The 18060-nt window shown below is 58.4% G+C and carries 15 protein-coding genes and 2 pseudogenes; 8 read left to right on the forward strand and 9 right to left on the reverse strand.

Going from position 1 to position 18060, the window contains the following annotated elements:
* The first annotated feature begins 86 nt into the window (after positions 1-86).
* A complete protein-coding gene (fecA, locus tag HX814_RS22050; protein ID WP_102605177.1) occupies positions 87-2432 on the forward strand; it encodes a TonB-dependent Fe(3+) dicitrate receptor FecA in 2346 nt (781 codons plus the stop codon).
* On the opposite strand, the gene HX814_RS22055 is transcribed toward fecA, so the two are convergent.
* Positions 2433-3305 carry a LysR family transcriptional regulator gene (locus tag HX814_RS22055; RefSeq protein ID WP_008438547.1) on the reverse strand — a complete coding sequence of 291 codons (873 nt, stop codon included), beginning with the start codon at positions 3303-3305 and terminating at the stop codon, positions 2433-2435.
* A gap of 104 nt (positions 3306-3409) precedes the next feature.
* Between HX814_RS22055 and HX814_RS22060 the strand changes: the two genes are divergently transcribed.
* On the forward strand, positions 3410-4918 hold the full coding sequence (locus tag HX814_RS22060) for an MFS transporter (protein ID WP_177008187.1): 1509 nt from the start codon (positions 3410-3412) through the stop codon (positions 4916-4918).
* 72 nt (positions 4919-4990) lie between these two features.
* On the opposite strand, the gene HX814_RS22065 is transcribed toward HX814_RS22060, so the two are convergent.
* Both HX814_RS22065 and HX814_RS22070 read right to left on the reverse strand, forming a co-directional pair.
* Positions 4991-5401 (reverse strand): HPF/RaiA family ribosome-associated protein, encoded by a 411-nt coding sequence (locus tag HX814_RS22065; RefSeq protein WP_003212772.1) that lies wholly within the window; start codon positions 5399-5401, stop codon positions 4991-4993.
* 211 nt (positions 5402-5612) lie between these two features.
* Complete coding sequence (locus HX814_RS22070) at positions 5613-6560, reverse strand: LysR substrate-binding domain-containing protein (protein WP_177008188.1); 948 nt, start codon at positions 6558-6560, stop codon at positions 5613-5615.
* Between the two features lie 137 nt (positions 6561-6697).
* On the opposite strand from HX814_RS22070, the gene HX814_RS22075 reads away from it, so the two are divergent.
* From HX814_RS22075 to HX814_RS22085, 3 genes are all read left to right on the forward strand, one after another.
* Positions 6698-8074: an L-serine ammonia-lyase gene (locus tag HX814_RS22075; RefSeq protein ID WP_177008189.1), complete on the forward strand. Its 1377-nt coding sequence runs from the start codon at positions 6698-6700 to the stop codon at positions 8072-8074.
* A 60-nt stretch (positions 8075-8134) separates the two neighbouring features.
* The gene (locus tag HX814_RS22080; RefSeq protein WP_177008190.1) at positions 8135-9430 is read left to right on the forward strand and encodes a serine/threonine transporter; all 1296 of its coding nucleotides are present in this window, start codon (positions 8135-8137) and stop codon (positions 9428-9430) included.
* 300 nt (positions 9431-9730) lie between these two features.
* On the forward strand, positions 9731-10048 hold the full coding sequence (locus HX814_RS22085; protein ID WP_003212781.1) for a DUF3509 domain-containing protein: 318 nt from the start codon (positions 9731-9733) through the stop codon (positions 10046-10048).
* Here HX814_RS22085 and HX814_RS22090 read toward each other — a convergent pair.
* Positions 10045-10305: pseudogene (locus tag HX814_RS22090) on the reverse strand (phosphate-starvation-inducible PsiE family protein); the annotation flags it as partial. The gene HX814_RS22085 and the pseudogene HX814_RS22090 overlap by 4 nt on opposite strands.
* 98 nt (positions 10306-10403) lie before the next feature.
* Here HX814_RS22090 and HX814_RS22095 point away from each other — a divergent pair.
* Entirely contained in the window at positions 10404-12002 is a 1599-nt protein-coding gene (locus HX814_RS22095; protein WP_177008191.1) for an AAA family ATPase, read from the forward strand.
* A gap of 249 nt (positions 12003-12251) precedes the next feature.
* Here the strand turns inward: HX814_RS22095 and HX814_RS22100 are convergent, their stop codons facing one another.
* The 3 genes and pseudogenes from HX814_RS22100 to HX814_RS22110 all read right to left on the reverse strand — a co-directional run bounded on the left by HX814_RS22100 (position 12252) and on the right by HX814_RS22110 (position 13683).
* Positions 12252-12698: a phosphate-starvation-inducible protein PsiE gene (locus tag HX814_RS22100; RefSeq protein ID WP_177008192.1), complete on the reverse strand. Its 447-nt coding sequence runs from the start codon at positions 12696-12698 to the stop codon at positions 12252-12254.
* A gap of 121 nt (positions 12699-12819) precedes the next feature.
* Positions 12820-13064 (reverse strand): annotated as a pseudogene (locus HX814_RS22105) (phosphate-starvation-inducible PsiE family protein); the annotation flags it as partial.
* Between the two features lie 283 nt (positions 13065-13347).
* On the reverse strand, positions 13348-13683 hold the full coding sequence (locus HX814_RS22110; protein ID WP_177008193.1) for a DUF6124 family protein: 336 nt from the start codon (positions 13681-13683) through the stop codon (positions 13348-13350).
* Between the two features lie 465 nt (positions 13684-14148).
* Here HX814_RS22110 and HX814_RS22115 point away from each other — a divergent pair, with 465 nt between their 5' ends.
* A complete protein-coding gene (locus HX814_RS22115; RefSeq protein ID WP_003212789.1) occupies positions 14149-14409 on the forward strand; it encodes a YebG family protein in 261 nt (86 codons plus the stop codon).
* 190 nt (positions 14410-14599) lie between these two features.
* Here the strand turns inward: HX814_RS22115 and HX814_RS22120 are convergent, their stop codons facing one another.
* Positions 14600-15325 carry a dienelactone hydrolase family protein gene (locus HX814_RS22120; RefSeq protein ID WP_023659147.1) on the reverse strand — a complete coding sequence of 242 codons (726 nt, stop codon included), beginning with the start codon at positions 15323-15325 and terminating at the stop codon, positions 14600-14602.
* Positions 15326-15542: 217 nt separating this feature from the next.
* Here HX814_RS22120 and HX814_RS22125 point away from each other — a divergent pair, with 217 nt between their 5' ends.
* Positions 15543-16850: an acetamidase/formamidase family protein gene (locus HX814_RS22125; RefSeq protein WP_087695181.1), complete on the forward strand. Its 1308-nt coding sequence runs from the start codon at positions 15543-15545 to the stop codon at positions 16848-16850.
* A 6-nt stretch (positions 16851-16856) separates the two neighbouring features.
* Here HX814_RS22125 and HX814_RS22130 read toward each other — a convergent pair whose 3' ends face one another.
* Entirely contained in the window at positions 16857-17876 is a 1020-nt protein-coding gene (locus HX814_RS22130) for a Glu/Leu/Phe/Val dehydrogenase dimerization domain-containing protein (RefSeq protein WP_010176963.1), read from the reverse strand.
* Positions 17877-18060 lie beyond the last annotated feature (184 nt).

An 18060-nucleotide genomic window follows, 5' to 3' on the forward strand; every position in this document is an offset into this window, starting at 1 on the left:
TTTTCAAACCCCGTGAGCCGTTTTCCGCACCTCGCGTGACAGAGAAGGAAAGCCACCTTGATCCTTCCTTCTCAGGACCGCACTTCATGCCCCAGCAACCGACTCGCCTGACGCCACTCGCCCGCACCCTGCGCCACTTGTTGCTGGGGGCCAGCCTCAGTTTCAGCACCGTTCCCTACGTAATGGCGGCCGACGCCAAGCCCTACCGCATCGCCCCTACGTCACTGGAAGCGGCGCTGAATCAATTTGGCCGGGAAGCCGGCGTGCTGATTTCATTTGGCTCGGACGTGACCGCCGGCGTGCAAAGCCACGGCCTGTCGGGCAACTACACCGCTGAAGAAGGCTTGAATGCGTTGCTCAAAGGCACCGGCCTGCAAGCCCGTGCCGAGGGCAACAACGCCTTCAGCCTGCAACCGGCGAATGCTCCGGCCACCCTCGAATTGGGCACCTCCAACGTGGTCGGCGACTGGCTGGGGGACGCGGCGCAAACCAACGTCTTCGAGCACCCTGGCGCCCGGGACGTGATCCGCCGCGAAGAATTCGAACGCCAGGGCGCCACCCAGGCCCGCGACGTGCTCAACCGCATTCCCGGGGTCAACGCCCCGGAAAACAACGGCACCGGCAGCCACGACATGGCGCTGAACTTCGGCATTCGCGGGCTCAACCCACGCTTGGCCTCGCGCTCCACGGTCTTGATGGACGGCATCCCGGTGCCGTTCGCGCCGTATGGCCAGCCGCAGTTGTCGTTCGCGCCCATCAGCATGGGCAACATGGATGCCGTGGACGTGGTACGCGGCGGCGGCGCAGTGCGTTATGGCCCGCAGAACGTCGGCGGCATCGTCAACTTCGTCACGCGCGCGATTCCCGATGCGCCAACGGTGAAAGGCGGCCTGCAAACCGAAACCAGCCCGTCTTCCAGCCACGATGGCTTCAAGACCACCGGCAACCTGCTGGCCGGCGGCACGGCGGACAACGGCCTGGGCGGCGCGATCCTGTATTCCGGCACCCGTGGTGGTGATTGGCGCGAGAACAGCGACACCCGCATCGACGACCTGATCCTCAAGGGCAAATACCAGCTGGACGACGCCAACAGCTTCAACGCCATGGCGCAGTACTACGAAGGCAAAGCCGATATGCCCGGTGGTTTGAGCACTGCGGCCTACAAGGCCGACCCGTATCAGTCCACCCGCCCCTACGACCAGTTCTGGGGCCGGCGTACCATGTTCAACGCGGGCTATCGCTACCAGGAAGATCGCCGGGAATTCACGGTCAACAGCTTCTTCACCACCACCCTGCGCAGCGGTTACCTGGACCAGGGCAACTTCCTCTCCCTATCGCCCCGCGAGTATTGGGTACGCGGCCTGGAAACCCGTTTCGCCCAAGGCTTCGACCTCGGCCCAACCAGCCACGAAGTCGGCGTGGGCTACCGCTACATCAACGAGGCCGGCCACGAACTGCGCTACCGCACGCCGATTTCCGCCAATCAGCAACTGCCGACCACCGACAGCCGCAACGACCGCGACACCCGAGGCAGCACCGAAGCCAATGCGTTCTTCGTCGACGACCGGATAGATATCGGCAAGTGGACCATCACCCCGGGCATCCGCTACGAGATGATCGAGTCCCAGCAGACCAACAACCTCAGCAACGTCAAATACAAAGGCGACTACAACACCGCCCTGCCGGCGCTGAACGTGCTCTACCACCTGACCGACGACTGGAACCTCTACGCCAACACCGAAGGTTCGTTCGGCAGCGTGCAGTACAGCCAGATGCCCAACCGCGTGACCAGTGGCGAAGTGAAGCCGGAAAAAGCCCGCACCTGGGAACTCGGCACACGCTATGACAACGGCACCTTGCGCGCCGAGATCGGCGCGTTCCTGATCAACTTCGACAACCAGTACGACAGCAACCAGACCAACGACACCGTGATCGCCCGCGGCGAAACCCGCCATCAGGGCATCGAGTCCAGCATCAACTACGCCCTCGACGGCTTGAGCCCGGCGCTCGCCGGTTTTGATGTGTACGCCACCTACGCCTACGTCGACGCCACCATCCGCGAAGACGGCCCGAACAAAGGCAACCGCGTACCCTTCTCCTCCAAGCACAAGGGCACCCTGGGTGTGGGTTACACCGAAGGTCGCTGGAAGTTGAACGTGGACAGCAGCTACCAGAGCAGCCAGTTTGCCGACAACGCCAACACTGAAGCAGAAAGTGCTGATGGCAGCACCGGACGCATTCCTGGCTACATGCTGTTCAGCAGCCGCGCGGCGTACGACTTTGGCCCGCAGCTGTCGGATTTGAACGTGGCGGTGGGTGTGAAAAACATCTTCAACAAGCAGTACTACACCCGCTCGTTTGACGATAACAACAAGGGCAAATACGTCGGCGAGCCGCGCACGCTGTATGTGCAGACGTCCATCGCGTTCTGATCAGCTACCCGCCAGGCACGACGGTGTGCCGGCCACCAACGCGTCGATGGCGCAACGGGTCTTGGCCGGCATGTGCGTCGCCGTGGGCCAGATGACATGGATCGGCATCGGTTGCTCGCGGTGGCCCGGCAGCACCGCCTGCAGTTGCCCGCGCAACACGTAGTGGGCGATCAGCCAACTGGGCAACCAGGCCAGGCCGACCCCGGCGATGGCGGCATCGGCCACGGCCTGCAGGTCATCGAGGATCAACGGCGAGGCGACTCGCTCGCGGTGCGGGGCATTGCTGCGATAGGCAATGCCCCGGTGCCCGGCCAGGTCGTCGATGGAGTCAATACGAGGTGTGCGCTGCAAGTACGCGGGTGACGCCGCCAGGGCAATCGCCTGTTCGCCGAGGCGACGTGCACTCAAGCGGTCGGTGTCAGGCAATGCGCCAATGCGCACCGCCAGGTCGAAGCCTTCCTGGGCCAGGTCGATCAGTCGGTCGGAGAAGGAAATTTCAATCTCCAGTTGCGGAAAACGGTCCATGAGCCCCCACAACGCCGGCGCCGCATAGTGATGACCGAACGCCAAAGGCAAGCTGGCCCTTAACCGTCCACGTGGCTGCTGACGGCCACTTTCCAGCACGGATTCGGCGGCTTCCAGTTCCGCCAGCGCACGCAGGCAATGCTCGTAATAGGCCTGCCCGTCCTCGGTCAAACGCTGACGCCGGGTGGAGCGTTGCAACAGCGACGTCCCCAACCGCGCCTCCAGCCGCGCCAGGCCTTTGCCCACCGCCGAGCGCGTGAGGTTCAGCCGTTCGGCGGCCTCCGTCAGATTGCCGCTCTCGACGATCTGCAAAAACAGTTCAACACCATCAAAACGCGGAGTGGCCATGGTCGTTTGTCGCCCTATATTCCCTTATCACAGGAAGAAGTATCGCTAATAAAGAATCAGATTCCCGTGAAAATGACACCTTCCCCCATTGAAAGGAAGAGGCCATGCCACCCGACGCCGTTGTATCCGCCATCAACCCGCCACGTACCGCCCGGGACGGCCTTGCGCTCACCGCCGTGTGCCTGGTGGCGCTGATGTTCGGGCTGGAGATTTCCAGCGTACCGGTCATCCTGCCCACCCTCGAGCAGCAACTGGGCACCGGCTTCCAGGACGCCCAATGGATCATGAACGCCTACACCCTGGCCTGCACCAGCGTGCTGATGGCCGCCGGCACATTGGCCGATCGTTTTGGCCGCCGACGCATGCTGGTGCTGTGCCTGTGGGTATTCGGGCTGGCTTCGCTGGCCTGTGGGCTGGCGAACGATGCGTCCACGCTGATCGCGGCGCGTTTTGTCCAGGGCGTGGGAGGCGGGGCGATGATGATCTGCCAGTTCGCGATCCTTTCGCACCAGTTCCGCGAGCCGGCGGCCCGGGCCCGGGCCTTTGCGGTGTGGGGCGTGATCGCCGGGGTGGGCCTGGGTTTCGGGCCGATGGTGGGGGCATTGATCCTGGCGGTGGCGGATTGGCGCTGGGTGTTCCTGGTGCATGTGCCGTTGACCTTGTTCACTCTGGTGTTGCTGCGCATCAGCGTGCAGGAATCCCGTGACCCGGCGGCCCATCGCCTCGATATAGCCGGTATGGCCACCCTCACCCTGGCAGTGTTCGCCCTGGTTTATTTCATCACCCAGGGCACCGAGAGCGGCTTTGCCACCCCGGCCATGCTCGGCTGGGCCGGGTTGTCGGTGGCCAGCCTGCTGTTGTTCATGGTTGTCGAGCGGCGCAGCCCGCACCCGATGTTCGACTTCTCGGTGTTTCGCATCCCGCGCTTCAACGGCGCGCTAATGGGCTCGATCGGCATGAACTTCAGCTTCTGGCCCTTCATGATCTACCTGCCGCTGTATTTCCAGGCCGGCCTGGGCTACGACACCATGCTCACCGGGCTCGCCCTGCTCGCCTATACCCTGCCCACGTTGGTGGTGCCGCCGCTGGCTGAACGCCTGGCCCTGCGCTATGGCGCCGAACGCATCATTCCATTGGGCCTGGGCCTGATGGGCGTGGGGTTTGTGACAATGGCGGCGATCAATCATAGCGGCCAGCCCAGTGTGGTATGGGTCCTGATCGCCTGTGGGATTGCCGGCAGCGGCTTGGCGTTTACCAACTCGCCCACCACCAACACCACCACCGGATCAGTTTCATCCGACCGCGCAGGGATGGCCTCGGGCATCGACTTCAGTGCACGGCTGATCACCCTGGCGCTGAATATCGCGTTGATGGGGTTGGTGTTGATACTCGGGATCGCTCATTACCTGGCTGGCATATTGCCTGGCACGGCACAGTTGGCCACCCTCAGTCAGGACATCGCCGCCGGCAAGCTGGACGTGTTGCCGCAGGGCCCACTGATCGCCCAGGCCGCGCTGCGCAACGGTGCGGGATGGGCCATGTTGTATGCCGGCGTTGGAGCGTGCGCACTGGCGGCCTTGAGCGCCTGTTTTTTCCGGCGCAGCCCGCGCTGACCTTTTGCGCATAAAAAAACGGGCCTGCATCTGCAGGCCCGTTTTCAGTGGGGTTGAAAAAAGTATCAGCTATCAGCCGTTAAGCGCAGCCTGTTCGTTTTCCAGGAATTCCTCTTCTAGCTCGGCCTCGTCGGCCTTGGTATTGGGCAGGCTTTGACCCGCGGCGCGTGGTTTGCCGCGCAGTTTGCCGTACAGATGCTCCAGGGCATGCTCCAGCTTGGTCGCTGCGCCATCGATCGCCTGTTCCAGCGTATCGGCTTTATGGAGGACCGAAAGCGGTTGATGGCCTTTTGGCCGTGCTTCCAGTCGGCAACTCAGATCGTGTGGGCCGGGCTTGTCACCGTTCTCGTCCCGCAGGTAAACCTCGACGCGGGTCAGATCTTCTTCGTAACGTTCGAGCGTGCTCTCAATGGTGGTACGTACCCACTCCTCCAGTCGGATGCTGCTTTCAATATGGTTATCGCTATTGACTTGGATTTGCATAGTTTTCCCTTATTTCAGCTAGCTCGCCGAAGGCCATTCCTGCTTCACCGGATGGGTGAAAACCATGACCTCCTGATTACACAATTGAGCAGACAGAGGAACATTTCAACCCCTTTGCAAAGATAAATCCCACATTACAAATTAACCCTGACTACAACCAAAAACGCTGTTAGGGTGGGGAGTTGGTTACATCTTCTTACCGCCAACTTCCTTACAATTGCCCCTCTCCCAACGGGTGCAATCCGCGAAAAATCTCCGCTTCCTCCACCAGCCAGTCATGCACCGCCCGCACGCCCGGATGGCTCAACGCACCCGGCGCGTACAGCAGCACATAGCGTTTGTGGTTGGGAACGGCGAGGCCGAATGGCACGATCAAGGTGCCGCGTTCCAGTTCGTCATTGAGCAAGGTTCGCCGGGCAATCGCCACGCCCATGCCCGCAATCGCCGCCTCGATAGTCAGGTGGTTGCGGTTGAAGGTATGCCCGCGCCGTACGTCGGCGGCGTCATAGCCGATGGCGTTCAGGTAGAACTCCCACTCTGCGTACTCATAACTCCCACGCCAGGCAGTGATGTCGTGCAGCAGCGGGAAATGCACCAGGTCAGCGGGGCCATGCAGTGGCGGTCGCCCCCGCAGCAGGCTCGGTGCGCACACCGGGAAAATCTGCTCGTCCAGCAAGGCTGTGGACAACAAGCCGGGATAGCTGCCGTCGTTAAGGTCGATGGCCAGGTCGAAGTCGCCCTCGTGCAGGGCGACGCTGCTGTCTTCGGCAACCATGCGCAGCTGGATATCCGGGAAGCGCTGCTGCAAACGTGGCAAACGCGGGGTCAGCCATTTGCCGAGAAACGACGGGATCGAGCGCAGGCGCAAGGTGCCGCTGATCATCCCGGCGTCCAGCCGCTGCAACTCGGCATCGATGTTGCCATAGGCCTCGCCCACGGTGATCGCCAACCGCTGGCCCTCTGCGCTCAGCTCAACCCCGCGTGCGCGCCGATGGAACAGGCGAAACCCCAGACGCTCCTCCAACTGACGGATTTGCTGGCTGACCGCGCCCGGGGTGATGTGCAGTTCCTCGGCGCAGCGGGTGAACGACAAATGCCGTGCCGCGCAGGAAAAAACGTGCAACCAGACGTAGGTCTGGCCATGAAGCGGGCGAGCCATAGGGTTTAGTCCTGCTAAAGGGTGTCTTAGGATAATTCGTTGGTCAGTGCCGATCCAGAGGCTCAGTATCGCGCCAATTCCGCTTGTCCTACAAAACATGGCAGCGATTCCTACTCCATTGCTTGTAAGGGTTTAGCATGGCTATCAGTGTTTTCGATCTATTCAAAGTGGGCATTGGTCCTTCCAGCTCCCATACCGTCGGCCCGATGCGGGCCGCGGCGACCTTCGTCCAAGCGCTTATCGACCAGCAATTGCTCGACGAAACCCGTCGCGTAGAAGTGCGTTTGTACGGCTCGCTGTCCGCCACCGGTGTCGGCCACGCCACCGACCGCGCCTGTGTGATGGGCCTGATGGGCGAATGGCCAGACAGCATCGACCCCACCAGTATCGGCCCACGCATCCAGCAACTGCGCGAGTCCGGCCAATTGCTGCTCGGCGGCCGCACGTCGATTGCCTTCAACTGGCAACACGACCTCCTGCTGCTGGACGAAAGCCTGCCCTACCACCCCAACGCCATGTCCCTGCATGCCTATGGCGAAAACGGCCTGTTGAGCGAACAGACGTACTACTCGGTGGGTGGCGGTTTCATCATCGAAGCGGCGGAAGCCGAGTCCGGTATCGCGCCTACCAGCGAAGTGCAATTGCCTTACGACTTCTCCAGCGCCGTCGAGCTGTTGGCCTTGTGCAACAAGCACGGCCTGCGGGTTTCCGAACTGATGATGGCCAACGAACGGGCCTGGCGCAGCGATGCCGAGATCCGCAGCGGCCTGCTGCATATCTGGTCGGTGATGCGTGAATGCGTCGAACAAGGCCTGCGCCACGAAGGCATCCTGCCCGGCGGTCTGGATGTGCCACGGCGCGCGGCGAAACTGCACCGCAGCCTGCTGGAAATCGGCAAACCCAACGTCATCACCTCGACCTTGTCGGCCATGGAATGGGTCAACCTGTTCGCCCTCGCCGTCAACGAAGAAAACGCCGCCGGCGGGCGCATGGTGACGGCGCCGACCAATGGCGCGGCGGGAATCATCCCGGCGGTGCTGCACTACTACATGAAGTTCAACCCGGACGCGTCCGACGATGACGTGGTGAATTTCTTCCTGGCTGCCGCCGCCGTCGGCATCCTCTGCAAGAAAAACGCCTCGATCTCCGGCGCCGAAGTCGGCTGCCAGGGCGAAGTCGGTTCCGCCTGCGCCATGGCCGCTGCCGGCCTTGCAGACGTGCTCGGCGCATCCCCGGAGCAACTGGAAAACGCCGCCGAAATCGGCCTGGAACATAACCTTGGGTTGACCTGCGACCCGGTTGGCGGCCTGGTCCAGGTGCCGTGCATCGAGCGCAACGCCATCGCCGCGGTCAAGGCGATCAACGCCACGCAAATGGCCCTGCGCGGCGACGGCAAACACTTCATCTCCCTGGACCGGGTGATCCGCACCATGCGCGACACCGGCGCCGACATGCACGACAAATACAAAGAAACTTCACGGGGCGGCCTGGCCGTCAGCTGGGTGGAGTGCTGATCGGAGCACTCCTGCCGCCCCAACGTGAGCCCGCGCAAAAATAATAACGAGGCAATAACGATGACCGATGTACGTACACCTGCTGCCGAAAATCCCGCTGTAGACCTGACGCCGACCACCGTTACACAAGGCTGGAACAAACACGACACCACCTGGATGCTCGGCCTCTACGGCACCGCCATCGGTGCCGGCACCTTGTTCCTGCCGATCAACGCTGGCGTGGGCGGCTTCTGGCCGTTGATCGTGCTGGCGCTGCTGGCCTTCCCGATGACCTTCTTCGCCCACCGTGGGCTGACGCGCTTTGTGTTGTCGGGCAAATCCGGCGACATCACCGAAGTGGTGGAAGAACACTTCGGCATCGGCGCCGGCAAGCTGATCACCCTGCTGTACTTCTTCGCGATCTTCCCGATTTTGCTGGTGTACAGCGTGGCGCTGACCAACACCCTGACCAGCTTTATGGAACACCAACTGCACCTGGCTGCACCGCCCCGGGCAATCCTGTCGCTGGTGCTGATCCTCGGCCTGATGGCCATTGTGCGCTGCGGCCAGGGCGTGATCGTCAAGGCCATGAGCGTGCTGGTGTACCCCTTCGTCGCCGCCCTGCTGCTGTTGGCGGTGAGCCTGATCCCCAACTGGAACGGCGCATTCTTCGCCTCCGCCAGCGAAGGCATGCCCGTGCCGGCCTTCTTCAAGACCTTGTGGCTGGCGATCCCGGTGATGGTGTTTTCCTTCAACCACTCGCCGATCATCTCCGCCTTCGCCGTCGACCAGAAACGCGTGTACGGCCCGCAAGCCGAACGCAAAAGCAGCGGCATCCTGGCCATGGCCCACAGCATGATGGTGCTGACGGTGATGTTCTTCTGCTTCAGCTGCGTGCTGGCCCTGTCGCCGGCTGACCTCGCCGCCGCCAAGGCGCAGAACATCTCGATCCTGTCGTACCTGGCGAACCACTTCCAGACCCCGGTCATCGCCTACGCCGCACCGTTGATCGCGCTGGTGGCGATCACCAAATCCTTCCTGGGCCACTACATCGGCGCCAGCGAAGGCTTCCAGGGCCTGATCGTCAAATCCCTGCGCGGGCGCAACCGCAGCATGTCGGCCAAGTGGCTGGAGCGCTGCACCGCGCTGTTCATGGTGCTCACCTGCTGGGCCGTGGCCACCTTCAACCCGAGCATCCTCGGCATGATCGAAACCATGGGCGGGCCGATCATCGCCTGCCTGTTGTTCCTGATGCCGATGTACGCCATCCGCCGCGTGCCATCTTTGCGCCAGTACTCGGGCCAGGCGTCCAACGTGTTTGTGGTGTTGGTCGGCTTGATTGCGCTGTCTGCGATCGTTTTTTCGGTCATGCCCTGAAACGGATCACCGAACTCAAAAACACCACCCACCCACTGTGGGAGCGGGCTTGCTCGCGAAAGCGGTCGTTCAGCTGAGCAATCATTGGCTGACACACCGCATTCGCGAGCAAGCCCGCTCCCACAGGGGAAATTTGATGGCGGGCAGATTGCTGTACGGCACGCCCCTTGCTGTACAGCTACTGAGGAAAACGGACCTTGTGAAAACCTCAGCGAGCGAATGGCCGGTGGTCAGGAAACGCGAACTAATCCCGACACCGGTCGTCAATGACTGCATGTTCTTATCAGGCGGTAACGCACCATGGACAACCCTTTTCAGATCATCACCGACACCTTCGCCCCGAAATACCGGGTCAATTTAAGCATCCAGCGGCTGGACGGCAGCATCATGCTGACCCTGTCCGATGAAGACGGCGTCGTGGCCAAACGCATGATCAGCGCCGAACAACGCAACGACCCCCAGCGCCTGAAACGGCTGGTGCAGAGTGTGCAATTCGGGATTGCGATCGAGCAGGGGCACAGCGCGATGGAGATATTGGCGGTGATGACCGATGGGGACAGCCACCAGGTACTGCAGCGGCCGCCGGTCAGCAGGCCGCCGCTCAACGCAGGGTTCTAGAGCTCGCCCTTCTCTGTTTCAAGGCTCGCTTCGCCCTTGCGGCGCGGGCCTTCGACCTTCACCGACGGAAATGCCGACGACGCATACCGCACCACCAGAATCGCGAACGCCAGCAGCAGAATCCCACCGCACAGGTAGATGATGCCGATGTCGGGCGGGTTGTGGTGGGACACGTTGGAAATCAGCAGACGGGTCAGCGCCGTGATCGCCACGTAGATCAGGAAACGCACCGGCATGTGGTTGGTCTTGACGAACACGTCCGAACATAAGTCTTTTCAATGCCAGTACAGGCAACTAGCCATTATTAATTAAAGCATGGTACCTTGCGAAAAAACCCACCTACGCAAGGATGAGTATGAGAGTAAAAAAAGTACGCTTATTCAACAACTACAAAAGGTTCCACGATACAACTATTGATCTAGGTGAGAAACCCGCCAGAATAGTTGCTCTTGTTGGTCCTAACGGTTGCGGAAAAAGCAGCGTTCTAGATGGAATGCTATATCTAAATAATGTACATGGCTCATTGGGAAACCAAGGAACTAAAGACCATACTTACCACTCCATGTCTGGAGACAGGACACTTAACCATCTTAGCATTGAGCTTGAGTTTGACAGAGGTAATTTTTACAAAATCAGAGAAGGGAAAGCCGGAAAAGAGAACACCATTTTTTCCTTTCGAAGTCCTTATAGATACAACAGCAACCTCAATGTGACAGAATCCAAATCTGTTTCCGACATAATGTTAAACAATTACGGGGCAAGCACCGCATCAGACCTTGATGACAAAATGGAGCAAAGCTATAGAAGATTAAATATAAAATTCAACAAATACTTGAATGAAACCGACTGCCGACCAAGTGAAGCAAAAGAAAAAATAATTGGAGACCTTAACAGCTCCCTCAGAAATTGCTTGGATTTAGAACTAGACAATATAGGCAACATCGAAAGCGCTCAAGGCACGTTATACTTCCGAAAAAAAGGACAAACAACCCCTTTTTCTTTTAATGTTCTTTCATCAGGAGAGAAAGAAGTAGTAGACCTACTACTTGATCTTTACCTCAGACAAGATAATTTCGACGATACGATTTTTTTGCTAGACGAGCCAGAGCTACACATAAACACATCCATACAAAAAAACTTACTCATTGAGATAAATCGTCTAGTCGGTAAAAATTGTCAAATATGGATAACCACTCATAGCATTGGCTTCATGAGAGCGCTCCAAGAAAACTTCAATGATGAATGTCAAATAATATACTTCGACCCAGAAAAAAAATATTCTTCGGAGCCAGCAACGCTAATACCAGAAGAAAAAAACCTTACAATTTGGCGTAAATTGTTCTCGATCGCTTTAGATGACTTGACACATCTCCTCTGCCCTAAAAGGTTAGTATATTGTGAGGGCCGTGACAGTCCTGGCCAAGGAGGACGAGAAAGAGGTATGGATGCTCAAGCTTTCAATAGCATCTTCAATGAAAAGCATCCCGATACTCTCTTTATTTCTAGTGGTGGCAATACCGAATTGGATCAAAGAAGCGAAATAGCAATTGCTATTCTATCCAAGGCTTTGCCTTCCATAGAAGTATTGGTTTTAAAAGATCGCGACTCTGGATCGGGAAAACCTATTACTCAAGATGACCGGAATAATTATCTTGACAACAACCCTGAAAACCACCGCATGCTCAAACGTTGGGAAATCGAAAACTACCTTTTCAGCAAGGATGCGCTACTAGCATTTTGTGAAAGCCAAGGGACAAAATTCGATGAAGACAGCTATGAAAAACTTGCGACCGATATAGATAACCAAGAGATTAAAAAGGAAGTATCAAAAATACGAAATATTTGCGGCCTATCTACCAGCATCAATGCAGAAAAACTAAAATTAAATATTGCAAAAACTCTTCCTACTGACTCAACCACCTACAATGAATTGGAAAACTGTATATTCTACTAAGTAACCGGGGCGATTAACTCGCCCCCCTTCAAATTAAAATCAACCATTTTAAAATCTTATAACCCTTAAATAAGCAACCAACAAAACCGCCCCCCAATAAAAATACAAAACACACAAATTTCAAAACCCAAAACCAACTTAAGCATTTATAGCACACAACAATATCCGCAAAGAAAACTCTTGCCTCCTCGCCAAAATATCAAAATTCATAAACCCACGAAACTCCGCCCCCTCGCAACCTTTATAATATTACTCAATTTTTTCTTTAATCGATGGAAACTTTGAGGACGAATATCTAACAACAAGAATCGAAACTGCCAAAAGCAAAACACCTCCACACACATAAATAACACCCAAATCCGGCGCATTATGATGTGAAACATCACTAATCAAAAGCCTAATCAATGCTGTCACTCCGATATATAGCAAAAATCGCAAGGGCATATGATTTGTTTTAAAATAAATGCCAGACATTGCTAGCAATTCTAGATAAATGAATAGCAACAGAATATCGTCAACGCTTATTTTTTCTTGCTCGATCATTCCCACAAAAGCACTTATTGCCGCCCAGACTGTTATCAGAGCAATGCCAAATAGGGCTAAGTAATGAAATGCCTCTACAAGGAGATTACCCAACGAATCAGCCCCACCATGCAGACTCCTGCGTAGCTTCTCAATTCCACGAATCTCGTTCATCACTCATTACCTTCAATTAAAGAAAAATCTTGCAAAGCAAGCGTCAAGCGTACTCCCCCCAGCAGACACGCGGCTTTCAGACGTTTTTTGGCCCAAGCCAAAAAATGTTAGATTCAGGTAGGTTGGTCTTGAAATAAATCCCGACCATCGCCCCCAGTTCCAGGTAGATGAACAGCAGCAAGATGTCATCGATCTTGATGTGCCCCGTCTCCAGCATCCCCAGAAATTCCATCACCGCGGCATAGGCGGTCACCGCACCAATGGCGAACAACGCCAGGTAGTGGAACGTCTCGACGAACAGATTTCCCAAGGACTCGGCCAGTTGGTGCACGGTCTTGCGCAGGTTTCAGCCCAGTTGATTTTCACGATGATGCTTCCTTAGGTCGGCTCGACCGGATAATGCGGGTTGGACGTGACGGTTTCTCTGCATGCAGAAAAAAGGCCAGGGAACAGGAAGTGAGATGGTGGCGGGGTGATATGAGGCACTTATCTTGCTGCTTGATGATCGTTCCCACGCTCTGCGTGGGAATGCCGCCCCGGACGCTCCGCGTCCCATGCCCCAGGGTTTCGGGTAGAGGTGACGCGGAGCGTCACGGTATGCATTCCCACGCAGAGCGTGGGAACGATCCAGGTGACCGGGTGATTCAGGTCAGGTCGGGGCGACTTGGTCCAACGCCTGATCAACCAACAAACCACTCATTTCCAGCAGTTGATGGATCGCCAGCAACAAGCTGCGCTGTGGCCCCTCAAGCTCAAAAGCCAAGCTACAGGCCATTTCACGGGCACTGTTCAAGGTTTCGCTGGCATTGGCGAGTAAAGTTTCCGTGTCGGCATTGGGCGTAACGCTGAAAAGAATCGAGGAGGTTTCGGGAGGTGGTTCAGGTGTTTCAGGGCGCAGATAGTGATCAATCGCGCGGTTGGCTGCGGCTTGAAGACGGGTGTCAGTGTGTGAATCGTAAGGGGGACTCGGGGTAAGCTTTTTCATGGCACAGACTCTTTCGTATTAAGGGCCGTCCCCATCTGCCGCCAAGCAGATTGGGTGACGGATTGCACAAGGTTGGCGGACCGGTACGAAAGAAGAAAACCGGCACCCCGAAGGGTCCATGCGCAACCCGTCATGACACAGGAATACAAACGCCACGAAGCGTCTGCAATCTTGTTGGGACGTTGTTACGCCTTTCGTTACCGAGCCGCCAAGCCCGTCCGCTGCATTTGCAGCGCCCGAGGAAGGTAAGCGAACGGACGAAACCGGCGCAACCCCGGCAAGTTGTCAGAAATTTCTCTTGCTGCAAACCCCCGGATTCCAACTACATTAAAAAGCCACTACCCAAAGCCCATGGATTGGCTTATGCTTTTAGCTGTATATAAATACAGTAGTCGCAAAAACGCTTGGCGACACTCGAACCAAGGGCAACTCCCTTCAATACTGCACCGATGACGAGGCCGAAAAATGGCTGTTGAAACCCTGTATCGCAGTACCCGTGACCTGGAGACTACATTCGTGGATCGCAAACTTGCCGACGCACACGACCAGATGCTTGAACTGGCAGAGTCCCTGATGGAAGTGCTGTTGAAAAACGTCGAAGGCTTGAGCGAGAAGCAGGCAGAAGATGCCGGTATTTTCATGGCCAAGAACCGCGCGGCGTTTGCGGCGGCGTTCAAGAACAATGCGAGTGCATTGGCGGAGATTGGGCAGCCAGCGGCTGAGTGATGCATTGCCAGTAGTGGCGAAAGGGCTTGCTGTGGCAGAGGGCGCTTACTTGTAGCTAGGGAGCTTGTTGTGGCGAGGGAGCTTGCTCCCGCTGGAGTGCGCAGCGCTCCCAAGCTTTTGGGTCTGCTGCGCAGCCCAGCGGGAGCAAGCTCCCTCGCCACAGGTTATGCGTTGATGCCTTTCACATGTGTCATGCCTGCCACAAGGTCTTGCCGAAGAACGTCAACGTGCGGTCCCACGCCAGTTGCGACCAGGCGGCATCGTATTGCGTGTCTGCAATCCGACCATCACCAATCGCCGTCTCGTTGGCAAACGCATGGCGCGCCAGGTAGCGATGGAAAGTCGCGTCCACACCCGCAGCATGCAGTTTTGCCTCCAGCTCCGCCACGGTGTCGATATTGAAGAAGGCATCCTGCGTGCCCCAATGCCCGATCAGCGGCGCCTTGATCTTCGAAGCATCCAGATACTCCAGCGGCGGGAAGCCGTACCACACCACGCCCGCAGCCACTTCCGGAATCGCGTTCAACGCCAGCAATGTCAACGCCCCGCCCATGCAGTAACCGGTCACACCGACTTTTTTCGAATCCGCCTGCAAGTACTGCACAGCACCCTTGATGTCCTGGGAAACCGCGTCACCAAAATCCAGCCCATCCATCAGGTGGTGAGCCTCTTCCTCTTCCACGGTCGACGCGCCGCGATAAAGGTCCGGCACCAACACGCGGTAACCGCATTCGGCCAGTCGATTGGCCACGCCCTTGATCTGATCGTTTACGCCCCACCATTCCTGGATCACCACGATCGCCGGCGCGCCTTCGAGTACCGCCGGGCTGGCCAGGTAGCCGTTGACGTCCGCGCCATCCGGGCGTTTGAAGGTGATCATGCGCCCGCTGGAGCGCCCTGCTGTTTGTTTGGACATGCCAACCTCGTTCTGATGGGTTTGAAAAAATAAGCCGATAACAGAGATATCTGTATTTGCACGTGTCCGCCACTGCGGGTGTATCAGAGTGTGTATGGATGCCCCTGAGATACACACGTACCGGCAATCGCGGCAGCGCGACACACGACAGATACACATCGGCGCTTAAGTGATGAAGCCTGTTCAACATTCAATCACCCAGGGCCCGGAAAATAAAATGAATAACCTCCCTTCTGTCGACCGTCTCACCGTCACCTCCTACACCAATGGGCTGCTCGGCCCCAGCCAGAAAATGCTCGGCCCGCTGGCCGACGGTGGCACCTTGATCACCGGCACCCCGCCCGGTTGCTGGGGCCCGATGATCACGCCGGCCTTTGAGGGTGGCCATGAAGTGACCCAGCCCGTGTTCATCGCCGGCGCCGACATCGGCGACGCGGTGGCGCTGAAGATCAAGCGCATGCGCGTCACCTCCCTGGCCACGTCCTCGGGGGTCATGAGTTTTGTCGAAGGGCGTTACCACGGCGACCCGTTCGTCGCGAAGTTCTGCTCCAACTGCGGGCAAGAGCATCCCGCCAGCCACGTCGAAGGCATTGGCGATGACGCCATTCGTTGCGATGCCTGTGGCGCCGAGGTCAGTGCGTTTCGTTTCAGCAATGGTTACGTGATCGTTCTGGATGCCGAGCATCAGGTGAGCCTGACGGTCAACCAGGCCGTGGCGGATCGCCTGGCCGGCAAGGCATCGGACCTGTCGGCGCTACCCGAACTGTCTGCCCAGCACTCGATCCTGTCCCTGGCCCGCGCCGATATCCCGGGCCTGGCCGCGCATATGCGCCCATTCCTGGGCAACATCGGCACCACGCCTTCACGGGATCTGCCGGATTCCCACAACTGCGGCGACTTCGGCCAGTACCTGGTGGGCGCGCCCCATCGCTACAGCATGACCCACGATGAACTGCACGCCGCGAAAACCGATGGCCACATGGACACCAATTCCGTGCGCGAAGGCTGCATCCTGATCTGCCCGGTGAAGGTCCCCGGCGCCGGGGTGTACATGGGCGATATGCATGCTCAACAGGGCAATGGCGAAATTGCCGGGCATGCCACCGATGTGTCGGGGGAAACCGAACTGACGGTGCAGGTGATCAAGGGCCTGAGCCTGGACGGGCCGATCCTGCTGCAAAACCTCGATGACCTGCCGCCCATGGCGCGCCCGATGACCGCGGAACAACGCCTGCGGGTGAAGGCACTGGGGGAGCGCTGGGGCCAGGTGGAGATCGAGGAGAACGCGCCCATCACCTTCATCGGCAGTGGGACCAATCTCAACGTCGCGACAGACAACGGACTGGAACGCGCCGCCGCCGTGACCGGGCTGCCGCTCGACGAAGTGCGCAACCGCGCGACCATCAACGGCTCGATTGAAATCAGCCGCCTGCCGGGAACCGTGCGGGTCACGATTCTGTGCCCGATGCACATCCTTGATCGTATGGGCGTGGGCCAACTGGCCCGGGAGAAATATCAGCTTTGACCCGCCTCAGCGGTACAGCAAGCGCTCCGCCAGCTCATCCGCTACCCGCGCGGGTGAGCGTTTTTCAGCCTGGGCATGGGCGAAGATCTCGGTCAGGCGTGTGCCGATGTTCGACAGGTGCGCGGTGATGGTTTCCAGCTCCGCGCCGCCGTGCTTGAGGGCCACGTAGATCAGCCCACCGGAGTTGATCACGTAGTCCGGCGCGTAAAGAATCCCACGCCCTTCCAACTGATCGGCCACTTGCAGGTTGGTCAGTTGCGCACTGGCGGAGCCGGCCACCGCTGCGCATCGCAACTGCGCGACCGTGTAGCGGTTGAACACCGCGCCCACACCGCAGGGCGCAAGGATATCGCACGGAGTGCTGAGCAAGGCTTCGTTGGCAATCGGGTGCGCACCCAGTTGCTCCATGGCCAGTTGCACCTTGCCGTGGTCGATGTCGCTCACCAGCAATTCAGCCCCGGCGGCGTGCAGCTGCTCGGCCAGGGCATAACCGACGTTGCCCAGGCCCTGGATCGCCACGCGCAGACCTTCCAGGTTATCGCTGCCCAAGCGAGCCATCGCGGTGGTGCGGATGCCGGCGAACACGCCCATCGCCGCGTGGGGCGAGGGATCGCCGGCCGCCGTGGTGCTGGTGACATAGCGGGTCTGCTGGGCGATGCAATCCATGTCGGCCACCGAGGTGCCGCTGTCGATGGCGGTGATGTAGCGGCCATCCAGCTGCTCGATGCAGCGGCCGAAGGCTTCAAACAATGCCGCGCGGCTTTCCACATGGGCGGGGCGGATGATCACCGCGTTGCCGCCACCCACCGGCAAACCGGCCAGCGCGGCCTTGTAGCTCATGCCCTGCGCCAGGCGCGCGGCATCCGCCACGGCACTTTCATCGTCGGGGTAAGAGAGGTAGCGGCAGCCTCCAAGGGCGGGACCCAGGCGGCTGTTGTGGATGGCAATGACCGCCTTCAACCCGGTGGCCGGGTCAACGCTCAGGTGCAGCGATTCAAGGCGGGTGCTGTGCATGAGCGCAAACATCGTCAAGCTCCCGAATCACTTCTGGTAGGCGCCAAGTATAGGACTGCCAGCAAAACCCTGCTGAAGCGCGCAGGAATAAGACCACCGGTTTTAAAGGGTTTGCGACATAAACAGGTAGGACCTGTCTTAAGGCACTGGACGAAAGTTCACAGCAAGGCTAAAACGAGACATCCGCCGGAGAACC

This window comes from Pseudomonas sp. C8002, assembly GCF_013385765.1.
In the GTDB taxonomy this organism is placed as follows: Bacteria; Pseudomonadota; Gammaproteobacteria; order Pseudomonadales; family Pseudomonadaceae; genus Aquipseudomonas.

Coding starts and splice junctions, on each gene's coding strand:
- HX814_RS22075 (WP_177008189.1), top strand. CDS start 6,698: ATGGCTATCAGTGTTTTCGATCTATTCAAAGTGGGCATTGGTCCTTCC.
- HX814_RS22095 (WP_177008191.1), top strand. CDS start 10,404: ATGAGAGTAAAAAAAGTACGCTTATTCAACAACTACAAAAGGTTCCAC.
- HX814_RS22115 (WP_003212789.1), top strand. CDS start 14,149: ATGGCTGTTGAAACCCTGTATCGCAGTACCCGTGACCTGGAGACTACA.
- fecA (WP_102605177.1), top strand. CDS start 87: ATGCCCCAGCAACCGACTCGCCTGACGCCACTCGCCCGCACCCTGCGC.
- HX814_RS22055 (WP_008438547.1), bottom strand. CDS start 3,305: ATGGCCACTCCGCGTTTTGATGGTGTTGAACTGTTTTTGCAGATCGTC.
- HX814_RS22110 (WP_177008193.1), bottom strand. CDS start 13,683: ATGAAAAAGCTTACCCCGAGTCCCCCTTACGATTCACACACTGACACC.
- HX814_RS22070 (WP_177008188.1), bottom strand. CDS start 6,560: ATGGCTCGCCCGCTTCATGGCCAGACCTACGTCTGGTTGCACGTTTTT.
- HX814_RS22100 (WP_177008192.1), bottom strand. CDS start 12,698: ATGAACGAGATTCGTGGAATTGAGAAGCTACGCAGGAGTCTGCATGGT.
- HX814_RS22125 (WP_087695181.1), top strand. CDS start 15,543: ATGAATAACCTCCCTTCTGTCGACCGTCTCACCGTCACCTCCTACACC.
- HX814_RS22065 (WP_003212772.1), bottom strand. CDS start 5,401: ATGCAAATCCAAGTCAATAGCGATAACCATATTGAAAGCAGCATCCGA.
- HX814_RS22120 (WP_023659147.1), bottom strand. CDS start 15,325: ATGTCCAAACAAACAGCAGGGCGCTCCAGCGGGCGCATGATCACCTTC.
- HX814_RS22080 (WP_177008190.1), top strand. CDS start 8,135: ATGACCGATGTACGTACACCTGCTGCCGAAAATCCCGCTGTAGACCTG.
- HX814_RS22130 (WP_010176963.1), bottom strand. CDS start 17,876: ATGTTTGCGCTCATGCACAGCACCCGCCTTGAATCGCTGCACCTGAGC.
- HX814_RS22060 (WP_177008187.1), top strand. CDS start 3,410: ATGCCACCCGACGCCGTTGTATCCGCCATCAACCCGCCACGTACCGCC.
- HX814_RS22085 (WP_003212781.1), top strand. CDS start 9,731: ATGGACAACCCTTTTCAGATCATCACCGACACCTTCGCCCCGAAATAC.